Source organism: Pseudomonas sp. P1.8 (genome assembly GCF_001269805.1).
Taxonomy (GTDB): domain Bacteria; phylum Pseudomonadota; class Gammaproteobacteria; order Pseudomonadales; family Pseudomonadaceae; genus Aquipseudomonas.
In genome coordinates this window covers 37,902-50,212 of the sequence record NZ_LHVM01000011.1, presented here as the reverse complement: position 1 = coordinate 50,212, position 12,311 = coordinate 37,902, and the positions used below count along the sequence as shown (strand labels likewise).

Below are 12,311 nucleotides of genomic sequence, written 5' to 3'. Positions count from 1 at the left end.
ACAGCCAGCCCCGAGTACCATGGAGGGAATGATTTACCCGGCCGGGGAGATCGCCATGCTGTACCGAATCGCCGCCGATGGGCTGGTGCTGTTTCATCTTTTGTTCATTGTGTTTGTGCTGTTTGGCGGCTTGTTGGTGCTCAAATGGCGTCACCTGGTGTGGTGGCATCCGCCCACAGCGCTGTGGGGTATGGCGGTGGAGTTTTTCCACCTGCCCTGCCCGCTCACCGATTGGGAAAACCACCTGCGCCATGGGGCCGGGCAAAGCGGCTACGGCGGTGGATTCATCGAGCATTATGTCTGGCCGGTGATTTATCCGGCGGGGCTGACACCGGGTATTCAGCTTGCATTGGGCGCCGTGGTGCTGCTGATCAATGGGCTGGTCTATCTTCGGGTGGTCCGGCGATGGGCGACTTGAAAGATCGCAGCCTGCGGCAGCTCCTACGGGAAACGCCTGTCCTTGCGTAGGAGCTGCCACACGCTGCGATCTTTTGATCTTATCCGTTCGAGGATGCGACCCATGCTGTCAATTGAAGACCTGGCGTTGCTTGAGGCCATCCGTGAAACCGGCAGCCTGTCGCGGGCAGCGGCGCATCTGGGCAAGGCGCCGTCGACCGTGTCCTACGCTGCGCGGCAACTGGAAGAACGCTTCGATGCATTGCTCTTCGATCGCCGCCGCTATCGCCTGCAACTGACCCCGGCGGGCGAGTTGCTGGTCAACGAAGCGGCGCGGCTGATGCAGGACGTCTCACGCCTGACTCAACGGGTGCAGCAAGTGGCCAAGGGTTGGGAAAGCCGCTTGTGGATCGTTACCGACGAGTTGCTGGAGTTCGAAACCCTTATCCCGGTGATCCGGCAATTCGATGCGCTGCAATCGGGCGTTGCGCTGCGCATCACCCAGGAAGTGCTCAAGGGTGTCTGGGAAGCCCTGCGCGAAGGCCGCGCCGACCTGATCATCGGCGCTACCAACGAGCCTCCGGCGATCCCGACCTTGCGCTGGATGCAACTGGGCGAACTGCAATGGGTGTTCGCCGTCTCGCCCAGACACCCGTTGGCCAAGGCCAAAGAGCCGATCACCCGGGCCATGGTCGCGCAACACCGGGCGATCGTAGTGGCCGACTCGTCCCGAGTCACCGAGGGCAGCACGTATGGTGTCTCCGGTGGCCAACCTGTACTGGCCGTGCCGACCATGCGTGCAAAAATCCTCGCCCAATGCGACGCGCTGGGTGTGGGCTGGCTACCGAAAAACCGTGTGGGCTCGTTGCTGCAAAACTGCACGCTGATGGAAAAACAAATGGCCGACCCGCGCGAACCGAACATTCTGTACGCCGGCTGGCGCGGTGACCATGACGGTCGCGCTCTGGGCTGGTGGCTGGAGCAACTCAAGCAATCGCACCTGGCCACTCGACTGGTCCAGGGCCTTGACCGGTCGGGTTGAGTAGCCGGTGCTCAGTTAGCGATGACGCTCATGTTGCGGCCGCTGGTCTTGGCCACATAAAGCGCCTTGTCCGCTGCACCGATCAAATCCTTGGGCCCGGCCGAAGAAGCCGCCTCACAGGCACTCACCCCGAGACTGACCGTTACCTGCCCTTCGGGGCTTTCCCCGTGCACAATATTTGCCTCCAGTACCGCGCGGCGGATTTTTTCCGCAACCAGAAAGGCTCCGACGTAGTCGGTGCCGGGCAGTACCACGGCAAATTCCTCGCCACCGTAGCGAGCAGCCAGATCACCGGGACGCTGAATATTGTCGGTGATGATCGCACTGACCTTGCGCAAACACTCGTCACCGGCCAGGTGTCCGTATTGATCGTTGAACGCCTTGAAATGGTCGACGTCGAGCATCAACAATGCAATGCCGGTCTGCTGGCGCTTGGCCCGGCCCAGTTCTGCCTCGATGAAGATATCGAACTGACGCCGATTGGCCAGTCCGGTGAGCGCGTCATTGAGGGCCAGACGTTCGAGATTGCGATTGACCCCAATGAGTTTCTCCTGGGTATCGAGCAGCTCGGCCTGGACTCGGTTCTGCCGCTTCATCAACTTGATCAGTCGATAACCCAACATCCCGAGAACGCCCAGCAACACCACGACAATGCCGGCGCTGAGCAACGTCTGTTTACGCCACCCGCCCAGCGCTTGCTCTTTGTTCAACGCCGCGAAAACAATCAGCGGATAACCCTCGACCCGACGATAGCCCACGACTCGCTCGACATTGTCGAGAATCGATCTGATCGTGGCCGTGCCTGCATCGCCGTTGGGTAACAGGTCGAGAAACAACGGGCTCTTCGCCAGACTGGTGCCGATTTCCGTCTCTTTGAAGGGGCGGCGAATGACAATGGTGGCATTGTCGGCGATCAGGTTGATCACGCCATTACTGCCCATGTCGATGCTATCGTAAAGTTGCAGGAAATGGCTCAGATAGATGGTCGCCAGTGCCACCCCGGCAAAACTGCCGTCCGGATGATTGACCCGCCGCGACACCGGCATGATCCACTCCCCGCTGGAACGGCTTTTGATCGACGGTCCGATGTGCGGCCCTCGACCTGGATTATCGCGGTGGAACAGAAAATACTCGCGGTCGGCATTGTTGAGCCCGTCCTGTTCGACGCCATTGGAATTGGCGATCCAGCGCCCCGTTTCATCGAACACGAACAGGCCGTGGATCTGTCGCAGCTCGCTGCGCTGGGCGCTGAGCAAACGCGGCAGGCGGATTTGATCGACGCCTTCGTGTTCCAGGCGATCGACCAGGGTAAACACCAGTGTATCGGCCTGTTTGATTGAGTCCCTGGCTTGCGACGCCAGGGTCTGCGCAAGGTTGGACATCGCCACTTCCTTGTCATGCAGATGGTACTGGCGCGAACTCCAGGCTTCCCAGATCACGATCAACGTCATCGACAGGCACACGGCGACCATGAGCGTTACCGCCGACCGGACCTTGAGCCGGCTCACGACAGGTAGGCGGTGTTCGACAGGATCGTTGATCAACAGATTTCCCATGCTGTTCCCTGAGTGCAGATGTCGACGCGACAGGTCCGTATCGCTGCGCGGTTCACTATGCCGCCGTTGGCTTCACAGCATCAAGCCAGGCCGGGTGGAATTGCGTCTGCTCGGTGTCGATGCCCAGCTCTTGCATCCTTGTCTTGTGTTGATCCATTTCGTGGAACAACTGGCTGTGATCGCTTGAATTGCCATCGAGCTGATGCATCTGGTTCAACCCCAGATGATAGAACCGTAGCAGCTTCATGGCCGTCGGGTCACCGGCTTGCACGGCGACCTTCACGTGGTGCATGACGTTGGTGATCGCCATCAGCTTGCGCTTGAGCTGCCAACTATAGACGGCCGGGGCCATCCACGGCTGGGTCCAGAACACTTTGCGCATCAGGGCAACCATGACCAGTACGGCGACAAACACACCGCCGACGTTAAAGCGCAGATTGTCGCCACCGGGCTCACCGAACAAGGTCACTGCCGCAGTGGAGAGCACCATGGCCAGCGCCAGGAAAATCAGGGCAATGATGATCGTGCTGCGCCGGGTCTGTTGCCGGTAGGTGTCGGCGTTCATCGGCTGGATTTCGAACATTGCGTCGGGTTTCCTCGGGTCATGGATAAAAAGACGGCGGGCCATTATCGCCTCTGCGAGGGATTTAGCTATGCTGGGGCTCCTTTTCATCTTTTCATCGTCAAACGGGGGACATGGCGAGACCGCGCAGTTCGTGCCATCTTCTTTCATGGATACATATTATTCGGATGTCATTCGCTGGTTCTGCGCGGATGCCATCGTTTTAAGGATCATTGAATGACCCAAAGACAAGTAATCAACGCCTCTGTCAGCCCCAAAGGCAGCCTGGAAACGCTCTCGCAACGGGAAGTCCAGCAACTGAGCGAAGCCGGTTCCGGCAGCACCTACGACATCTTCCGCCAATGCGCCCTGGCCATCCTCAACACCGGCGCCCACGTCGATAACGCCAAGACCATCCTCGAAGCCTACAAAGACTTTGAAATCCGCATTCACCAGCAAGACCGCGGCGTACGCCTGGAACTGCTGAACGCTCCGGCCGACGCCTTCGTCGACGGCGAAATGATCGCCAGCACCCGGGAAATGCTCTTCAGCGCCCTGCGAGACATCGTCTACACCGAAAACGAACTCGACAGCCAGCGCATCGACCTGAGCACCTCCCAGGGCATCAGCGACTACGTCTTCCACCTGCTGCGCAACGCCCGCACCCTGCGCCCCGGCGTCGAGCCAAAAATCGTGGTGTGCTGGGGCGGCCACTCGATCAACACCGAAGAATACAAATACACCAAGAGAGTCGGCCACGAACTGGGCCTGCGCAGTCTCGACATCTGCACTGGTTGTGGCCCCGGCGTGATGAAAGGCCCGATGAAAGGCGCGACCATCGCCCACGCCAAGCAGCGCATCCACGGCGGGCGCTATCTGGGCCTGACCGAACCCGGGATCATCGCTGCCGAAGCGCCAAACCCGATCGTCAACGAACTGGTCATCCTGCCGGACATCGAAAAACGCCTGGAGGCCTTCGTCCGCGTCGGCCACGGCATCATCATCTTCCCTGGCGGCGCCGGGACGGCCGAAGAGTTTCTGTACCTGCTCGGCATCCTGATGCACCCGGACAACGAAGGCCTGCCCTTCCCGGTCATCCTTACCGGGCCCAAACATGCCGCGCCGTACCTGGAACAACTGGACGCGTTCGTCGGCGCCATCCTGGGCGATGCGGCCAAGCAGCACTACCAGATCATCATTGACGATCCCGTCGAAGTCGCCCGCCAGATGACCCAGGGCCTCAAGGCCGTCAAGCAATTCCGCCGCGAGCGTGCCGACGCCTTCCACTTCAACTGGCTGTTGAAAATCGACGAAGGTTTCCAGCGCCCGTTCGACCCGACCCATGAAAACATGGCCAACCTGAAACTGAGCCTCGACCTGCCGGCCCACGAACTGGCGGCCAATCTGCGCCGGGCGTTCTCCGGCATCGTTGCGGGCAACGTCAAGGACAAAGGCATCCGCCTGATCGAAGAACACGGCCCGTACCAGATCCGTGGCGACGCCGCGATCATGCAGCCGCTGGACCAACTGCTCAAAGCCTTCGTCGCCCAGCACCGCATGAAACTGCCGGGTGGCGCGGCGTATGTGCCGTGTTACCGGGTGGTGGCGTAAACCCGCTGCAATGAGCTGACCGTCGCGAACCGCAGTGAAAGCAGCGGTTTGCGACACTCTATGGAAAGAAAAAATGCGCCAACGCAATTCCGCCAGACTGCTGGTGATCAATCCTGAAAAACAGGTTCTGCTGTTTAACTTCCAGCATAAAGGTGATGCCCTCGACGGCCAAAGCCACTGGGCGACACCCGGTGGAGGGCTTGAGCCAGGCGAGTCTTTTGAGACCGCCGCGGTTCGCGAACTGTTTGAAGAGACCGGTCTGTGTGTCGCCAATGTCGGTGAAAGCATTGCCGAGCGCAGCTTTTCAATGATGCTGCCCAGTGGCGAAACGGTCCTGTCCTTTGAGCGTTATTTTGTGGTTCATACCGATGGTGAGTGCCTTTCCCGTGAGGGTTGGACGGCCCATGAAGTTCGGGTGATGGCCGACCACAAATGGTGGTCTGTGGCCGAGTTGCAAGTGACTTGCGAAACGGTGTGGCCTGAGCAGTTGATCGGCATGCTGGAAAGCGCTGGAGCTGCAGGAGCTGTCGAGTGCAACGAGGCTGCGATCTCCGGGATTGTTAAAATCAACGGCAAAAGATCGCAGCCTTCGGCAGCTCCTACGGAGTAATGCATCCGCGAACCCGGTTGGCCCGAAGGCCGCCTCGGTCACTCCTCCGAACCTTCCGGCACCACCTTGTTCTGCGTCAGGTAACGATCAAGGGTCTCATTCGCAGGTTGGGAATTATCCCCCGCCACCTGCCACAAATGCCGCTCGATTCCCTGCGCCAGCATATGCCCGACCGCCGCCTCGATCGCCGACAGTACGCACAACTGCGCTGGTTCGTTGGTGGTGTAGCCCACCTCCGCCTCGAGCAACTTCTTGAATTCGATGAACTTGAACACCCCTGCACTGCGGGCCACGGAGTAGATGGTCTTGCTGGTCATCACGTTGGCCAATATCTGCCCGCTGCGCACGTCCACCGCCCGCAGGTTCACTGTCACCTGGTCGACGCGATACTCCCGCGAGATGTCGATGCCCAGATAACGCGCCCCTTCCCCACCGCTTTTCACGTTGGTGTCGTAGGCGATGATTCCGCCTTCGAGCATCATGTTCGCCGCTTGCAGCGGCGGCAATTCACTCTGGATGTTGACCGGGGTGTTGGGCTTCTTCTGCGACGCGCGAATGATCTTGCGCTCGGTCAGCAGGTTCTGCAGGCCTTCGCGCTCCAGCACCACGAACCAGCCGCTGGCCTGCATGGCATCCATCAGCATGCTCGCCGCGCCCTGGGTCACGCTGGTGGAAAACGAGCTGGCTGGCGTCGGTTTGTATTGTCCGGTCTGGTCACGGAAACCGTACACCACCGCCATCAACCGACCCTTGGGTCGTGGCATGTTGATCAAGTCGTAATAGGTCGACGCCCGGGGTGTCAGGGTGGGGGTTTCAGTGTCCTGCTCGGCCCCGACCGGCTCGCGCAGACTGCAACCTTGAAGTGTTGCCAACAGCATCCCTAGCAAAATTATCTTTTTCATGTCCGTTTCTCCCCATCGGCCCGAATCCCCTCAAGGGGCGAGGCCGTTAACCTGAATTTCGGAAATTTCACCGGTCGCTCGGTCGGTCACTTCAATGGTCAGTGCACCGGAGTCATCGAGGACGTTGACGATAAAAGCGTCGGTGGACAGGCTCCCCGTATTGCCGGTGGAGATGTTGTCCAGCAGTTGCCCCAGCAACCGCGATTGCAACTGACTGGAAAAACGCTCCAGGGCTGAGGTACCCGCGATGCTGGTGCGGTCTTTCAGGTCCGGGTCGTCATAGTCGTTCTGCGCCTGGGCGTTGTTGAGCAGCCAGGTGCCGTTCAACGGGTTACCCCCGAACGATGGATTGATGGGCGTGTAGACCAGCTCGGTGGCGTGGACCAGACCGCAACTTCCGAGCCCGAGTAACCACAGTCCCGTACGCTGCGAGAAAGTTCTTGTTTTCATAGTTCGTCCCTCTCAAGGTCGGTGGTGTCCTGCAACATGGCTTCGAGCTTGCGCCGCACGATTTCCATGCGCACCAGATCGGCAGCCTCATAAGCCTCGTCTTTCAACTCCACGGTGTTCGGCGGCAGAAAACGCCGATACACCAGTCGTTGCTGAAACTCCACGGTCACCAGGCTGCCCCAGCGCGCCGAAGGTCTTTCGCGCACCACCAGATTGAAATCCATCGGGCTGGTGGCGCGCAGGCGTTCACTGAACGAGTAGTAAAAGTCATGACCGATGTGTGAAATCGTGTCGTCGATGATGAAACCCAGCATCTCGTCTTCTTCGGCGGCCGAAGCGAAATTCGCTATCAGCATCAGGGCCAGGGCGGCCAGCCAGCGCCGGTTCATGGCTGCAACGCCTGGGGTGCGGTGGACTGCCCTTTCGCGGGCCCGGAGGTGCCTTCGAGGAAGGATTTCTCGGCGACGAACTGCCAGTCCTTGTAGCTGGCCATGCCGTTGAAGTCCGACCATTGATTAGGGAAGTTCACTTGCTTGAGCGGCTTCTCCTCGGAGGGGCTATAGACGCCGGTGATGCGTCCATCGAAGCCGCGCATCAGCGCCCATTCGCCCCCGCCGATCGGCTCCGGGTACAGCTGCCGGAGGTGGTGTTTGGCCGATGGAAAACGCTCGTCCTGCAGCAGGTCGGCGAGCTCCTGCGGGTACTGGGCCAGGCCCGGCGAGCTGCGGTAGTAGCTGCGCAATGCCTGGGCGTATTGGGTACCGGCCCAGAGCAGCTGGTTTTCCCGGTCACGGCGCGCGGCAGTGGCCCACAACTCGCCGGCACTGGCCAGGCCCATGCCCATCACCATGATCAAAAACAGCACGCCCAGGTAGGTGAAGCCACCTTCGCTGGACGGTTTACCACTCGGAATAAAGGCTGCCATCACGCGCCCTCCCTGTGGCTCCACTCTTGATATCGCCCACGCCGCCCGCCACGCCTTCCGGCGGTGCGACGAGCACCCAGATGTCCTTGCGTTCGGCAATCGGGTCCATCGGCGGGTTGCGCAGGTAACGCTGTTCGACCAGTTGATCGATGGAATCGGGATAACGTCCAGTGTCGCCGTAGTAATGATCCAGTGCCTCACGCATGGCCGACAGGCTCTGGCGCAAGGTGGTCTCTTTCGAGGCCTCCAGGCTGTTGAAGTAACGTGGCAAGGCGATGGTCATCAGCGTCGCGATGATTGCCATGACGACCATCAGTTCCAACAAGGTAAAACCCTTTTCCCGACGCATAGACTCACCACTCCCGGTAGGCGACGCCGTTGAGACCCTTGCCCCGGGCCTTGGAATAGACATCGAAGATGTCCTCGCCCTCCCGCGGGTTCTCAGCCGAGCTGTCATAGGAACGCAGACCCCAACCGCCTTCGTCGTCACGCTTGACCGTTGCCAGCGGGTCATGGGGGATGCGCCGCAGGAAGTAGAACTTGGCCCCCTTGGCACTGCGCACATCGCGCACGCCATCAACCAGCATTTTGAGGTTCGGCGGGTAGCCGCTGCTGTTCAGCGACTTCTCGATATAGCCCGCGTCGAAGGCCCGTTTGTAGGCGTCGATGGCATCGCGGATCTGGTACAGCGCCATGCGCAGATCCTGTTCTTTGCCCCGGCGCACCACGGTCTCGGTCAGCGGTGCGGCCATACCGGCCAGCAGGCCGATCAGGGCCAGCGTCACCACGACTTCGATCAAGGTAAAACCACGTTGCGAGGCGTTCATGATCAAGGCTTCCCGACGGTCACGGTGGTGGCAATCGATGTGTCCATGGCGTTGGGCTGCGGGACCGACGTGCTCATCGAGCGGTCCGGTGCCTGGATGTGCATGCTGGTTTCGGTGCCGGTCGGGAATTCCATGTCCGACGGGCTCTGGTACGGCAGGTTGCGCACGATCCGCGGCGTGATCGACAGCACCAGCTCGGACTTGGCGACGTCATCGCGATTGCTGCCGAACAAGCGGCCCAGGCCGGGGATGTCACCGAGGCCGGGAATCTTGTTGCCGGTGCTGCCGTGGTCGTTACGCACAAGGCCTGCGAGGATCTGGGTTTCGCCATCGTGCAGACGCAGAGTGGTCTGAGCGTTGCGGGTATCGACCTGGACCGGAATGGTGCCCTGGCGGGTAGGCTCCAGCGGCGTGGCATTACTGACTTCCAGGGCCACCTTGATCGCCACTTCGTTGTTCAGGTGCACGATCGGCTGTACTTCCAGTTTAAGACCGACGTCGAGGTAGGTAACGCTTTCGGTGATCACCGGTCCCTGGGTGGAAGGCACCGAGGTGGCGCTGATGATTGGCACGCGCTGACCGATGTGGATGCGCGCCTGTTCGCGGTTGCTCACCCGGATGACGGGACTGGCCAGGGTGTTGATGCCCTTGTCCGAGGCATTGATCTTGGCCTGTGGTGAAGGCGCGATGCTGATCCGGCTGGAGTCGATGCCTTTGAGTTGATCGAGAATGCTCACCGGCGAACCGTCGCTGTTGACCACACCAAAGGTGTTCGGCCATTGCAGGCCCAGGTCGAGAATCCGCTGGGTGGCCACTTCCATCACTTCCACCTCCAGCACCACTTCAGGGTTGGACTGGTCCTGCGATTGCAGCAGTTTCTCGGCCATGCGAATGGCGTCGCCGGTGTCGCGCATGGTCAGGGTGTTGAGGCGTTCGTCGACAAACACGTCGCGGGTCTTGAGCATGGTCTTGACCATGTTCAGCGCGGTGTTGGCATCGATGCTGGTCAGGTAGAAGGTACGCATCACCAGCTCCTGATAATCCTTGAGCTTCTGCGGCGAGTCGGGGTAGATCAGCAAGGTGTTTTCGTTCACCACTTTCTGATGCAGCTGGTTCTGTTGCAGCAGCAATTCCACGGCGTCTTCGATGCGCACGTCGCGCACGAAGATCGTGGCTTTCATGTCCGGACGCAGGTCCTTGTCGAAGATGAAGTTCAGGCCGGCAACCTGGGACAGCACTTCAAAAATGGTCTTCAGATTGGCCTCGCGAAACTCCAGGGTCACCGGCCGGTCCAGGCGAGTCCGCAGTTGTGGGTACTGCACCACGTTGCGGCTCTGCACCAGACGGATGTTGTCTTGCAGTTCCAGGGCGCCTTCGTTATTGGGGTCCAGTTCGAGGATCTGCTTGACCTGACGGTCGGCACCGTAGATGTCGCCGCGACGCAGGTCGCCACGGGCCAGTTCGAGTTTTTCATCCATGCTGCGCAGGTAGTCGAGTTGGCGCAGAGAGTCCTGGGCGCGACGGTTGTTCGGTTCGATGCCCACCACCCGGCCGTAGGCCATGCGTGCTCCGGCGAAATTGCGCTGGGCGCGGTCCATGTCACCCTGGGTCAACAGCGCTGTCACCGCCCGGCTGCGACCGCTGTTCAGGGCCAGGTGCAATTCAGTATCGCGAGGGTTTTCACGCAACCCTTCTTCGATTCGCGCCAGACCGGCTTCGTATTGACCCGACTCGATCAGGGCAGACGCTTCGTCTCTGGCAACCTGCGCAGAACTGCACGCGGCCAGCGCGGCGCAGATGGCAAGGCTCAACAGCAAACGGGATCCTTTCATTGCGTGCTCCCCACAGACAAGGTCTGCGATAAATGCAGAGGTAGGTAGACCAGGCTCAATTCCTCATCGGAAATCCGCTCGATCCGCCAGGTTTCGTCGATCACATCCCCCTTGCGTACGACGTATATTTTTTCGCCGTTCTGCAAAAAAACCTGCAGATCGGAACGGTCATCCAGCCTGCCGACAAACTGGAACGGCAATGGCGGTGCAGTGGGGGCTTGCACCACCGGGGTTACGTTGACCGGTTGTTCGATGACGGTGCCGAGGGTCGGCGCCGCTTTCCAGCTGCGAGTGGCAAACAGATCGCCTGCCGGGCTCAAGTCCTTGATGGCCACCGCTGCGGTGGCGGGCGTGGCGGTTTGCGCGTCACGGCTTTTGCCTTTGACCGCAGAGGCCACCACGGCAACCTCCGAGTCGCTGTCGCCTGCCTGTTTGAGGTATTCCGGAACCCAGGCCAGTGCTGCCGCGACACCGAAGAACGCCACCCAGCCCACCACGCGTTTGGTATTCATCATGACCTCGACAGGTAAAGGGTCATGCGGATCCGCCCGGTCAGGTCGGTGTCAGCGATTTTCTTGCGCTGCAACTCCACGTCTTCGAGCACCACGGCCGGCAATTGACGGAGCAAGGCATGAAGGAAGCGCCGCAGTTGCGGATAGCTGCCTTTTACCGGCAGCAGAATCTGGTAACGCGCCAGGTGAGTCTTGGGGTCGACACCCAGGGAATATTCACCCCGGGCCAGGGTGATGCGCTCCTGGGCGGCCAGCGCGTAGATCTTGTCGATGGCAACGGTGGCCTGGGGCTGCGATGGCAGCTTGCTGCGGAAGTCATCGAGCTGACGTTGTGGCACCACTGGCGCGGCGACCGTGCCGTCCTCAACCTTGGCCAGGTACTCGCTGGCTTCGCGGGTCTGCTGGTTGAGGTGCTGCAGCGACTGCCAGTCCGGCAACAAGCCACCCAAGCCGTAAGTCAGCATCAGCACCAACATGACCAGACCGGCCAGACCCGGCACGCCGAGGCCTTGCAGGTATTCGTGGACGATCAATCTAGGGATTTGGATTTGCATCGCCGATCTCCCAGGTAGCCGACAGGTTGAATTGCACCGGGTGCTCCGCCACGTTGGCGACGATTTCATGGCTCAGCAGCGACACATCCGACAGCTCGTCGCAGGCTTCGAGGCGGCGGTGGAAGTCGAGCATCGCCTCCAGATCGCGCGCTTCGGCGCTGATCCTGACCTGACCCTTGCGAGCGTCGGGGGTCAGGGTCAGCAAGGCAATGTTGTCGCGCGGCATGGCTTCGAGGGTGGCGAACAGGCGCTCCCAAGGACGACGCAGCTGTTGCGAGACTTTGCGCATTTCCGCCAGGTTCTGCGCCTGCTCGCGGGTTTGCGCCGGGGTCAGGCTGGTTTTGCTGCCGGTGTCGCCGGTGAGTACCCGCTGCGCGGTTTGCAGGTGACCTTGCTGCTGTTCGGCCGCATCGCTCAGGTGCTGCTGCACCAGCAAGCACGTCAGGGTCAGAACCACGCCAGCGGCCAGCAGGCTCCAGCCCAGGGGACCGGAACGGCGGCGTGGCTGAAAGTCGAGCGTCAGGGCGCGCAT

The 12,311-nt window shown here is 60.6% G+C and carries 15 protein-coding genes and 1 pseudogene; 4 read left to right on the top strand and 12 right to left on the bottom strand.

The window, feature by feature from the left end:
- Window positions 1-55: 55 nt before the first annotated feature.
- Together AD668_RS10600 and AD668_RS10595 are read left to right on the top strand one after the other, a co-directional pair.
- On the top strand, window positions 56-418 hold the full coding sequence (locus AD668_RS10600) for a DUF2784 domain-containing protein (protein ID WP_053158226.1): 363 nt from the start codon (window positions 56-58) through the stop codon (window positions 416-418).
- A 102-nt stretch (window positions 419-520) separates the two neighbouring features.
- Window positions 521-1,438, top strand: coding sequence for a LysR family transcriptional regulator (locus AD668_RS10595; RefSeq protein WP_053158116.1), 918 nt, complete (start codon window positions 521-523; stop codon window positions 1,436-1,438).
- Window positions 1,439-1,449: 11 nt separating this feature from the next.
- Here the strand turns inward: AD668_RS10595 and AD668_RS10590 are convergent, their stop codons facing one another.
- Both AD668_RS10590 and AD668_RS10585 read right to left on the bottom strand, forming a co-directional pair.
- Entirely contained in the window at window positions 1,450-2,994 is a 1,545-nt protein-coding gene (locus tag AD668_RS10590; protein ID WP_053158113.1) for a sensor domain-containing diguanylate cyclase, read from the bottom strand.
- A gap of 55 nt (window positions 2,995-3,049) precedes the next feature.
- Window positions 3,050-3,577, bottom strand: a complete 528-nt coding sequence (locus AD668_RS10585; RefSeq protein WP_053158110.1) for a DUF3087 domain-containing protein — start codon at window positions 3,575-3,577, stop codon at window positions 3,050-3,052.
- 216 nt (window positions 3,578-3,793) lie between these two features.
- On the opposite strand from AD668_RS10585, the gene ppnN reads away from it, so the two are divergent.
- Window positions 3,794-5,167 (top strand): nucleotide 5'-monophosphate nucleosidase PpnN, encoded by a 1,374-nt coding sequence (gene ppnN, locus AD668_RS10580; protein WP_053158108.1) that lies wholly within the window; start codon window positions 3,794-3,796, stop codon window positions 5,165-5,167.
- A gap of 73 nt (window positions 5,168-5,240) precedes the next feature.
- Window positions 5,241-5,681, top strand: a pseudogene (locus tag AD668_RS10575) (NUDIX hydrolase); the annotation flags it as partial.
- Window positions 5,682-5,815: 134 nt separating this feature from the next.
- On the opposite strand, the gene AD668_RS10570 reads toward AD668_RS10575, so the two are convergent.
- The 10 genes from AD668_RS10570 to AD668_RS10525 are packed head-to-tail and all read right to left on the bottom strand — an operon-like array spanning window position 5,816 to window position 12,311.
- Entirely contained in the window at window positions 5,816-6,679 is an 864-nt protein-coding gene (locus tag AD668_RS10570) for a CsgG/HfaB family protein (RefSeq protein ID WP_053158105.1), read from the bottom strand.
- A 30-nt stretch (window positions 6,680-6,709) separates the two neighbouring features.
- Entirely contained in the window at window positions 6,710-7,129 is a 420-nt protein-coding gene (locus tag AD668_RS10565) for a curli assembly protein CsgF (RefSeq protein WP_053158102.1), read from the bottom strand.
- A complete protein-coding gene (gene csgE / locus AD668_RS10560; RefSeq protein WP_053158099.1) occupies window positions 7,126-7,518 on the bottom strand; it encodes a curli production assembly/transport protein CsgE in 393 nt (130 codons plus the stop codon). The genes AD668_RS10565 and csgE overlap by 4 nt, the downstream gene beginning before the upstream one ends.
- Window positions 7,515-8,054 (bottom strand): type II secretion system protein, encoded by a 540-nt coding sequence (locus tag AD668_RS10555; protein ID WP_053158096.1) that lies wholly within the window; start codon window positions 8,052-8,054, stop codon window positions 7,515-7,517. The genes csgE and AD668_RS10555 overlap by 4 nt, the downstream gene beginning before the upstream one ends.
- A complete protein-coding gene (locus AD668_RS10550) occupies window positions 8,029-8,403 on the bottom strand; it encodes a type II secretion system protein (protein WP_053158094.1) in 375 nt (124 codons plus the stop codon). Before AD668_RS10550 ends, AD668_RS10555 begins: the two co-directional genes overlap by 26 nt.
- Before the next feature lie 4 nt (window positions 8,404-8,407).
- Window positions 8,408-8,881 (bottom strand): type II secretion system protein, encoded by a 474-nt coding sequence (locus AD668_RS10545; protein WP_053158091.1) that lies wholly within the window; start codon window positions 8,879-8,881, stop codon window positions 8,408-8,410.
- Between the two features lie 2 nt (window positions 8,882-8,883).
- Complete coding sequence (locus AD668_RS10540) at window positions 8,884-10,713, bottom strand: secretin N-terminal domain-containing protein (RefSeq protein ID WP_053158089.1); 1,830 nt, start codon at window positions 10,711-10,713, stop codon at window positions 8,884-8,886.
- On the bottom strand, window positions 10,710-11,225 hold the full coding sequence (locus AD668_RS10535; protein ID WP_053158086.1) for a hypothetical protein: 516 nt from the start codon (window positions 11,223-11,225) through the stop codon (window positions 10,710-10,712). Before AD668_RS10535 ends, AD668_RS10540 begins: the two co-directional genes overlap by 4 nt.
- Entirely contained in the window at window positions 11,225-11,773 is a 549-nt protein-coding gene (locus tag AD668_RS10530) for a GspMb/PilO family protein (RefSeq protein WP_053158223.1), read from the bottom strand. Before AD668_RS10530 ends, AD668_RS10535 begins: the two co-directional genes overlap by 1 nt.
- Window positions 11,760-12,311 carry a pilus assembly protein gene (locus AD668_RS10525; protein ID WP_053158083.1) on the bottom strand — a complete coding sequence of 184 codons (552 nt, stop codon included), beginning with the start codon at window positions 12,309-12,311 and terminating at the stop codon, window positions 11,760-11,762. The genes AD668_RS10530 and AD668_RS10525 overlap by 14 nt, the downstream gene beginning before the upstream one ends.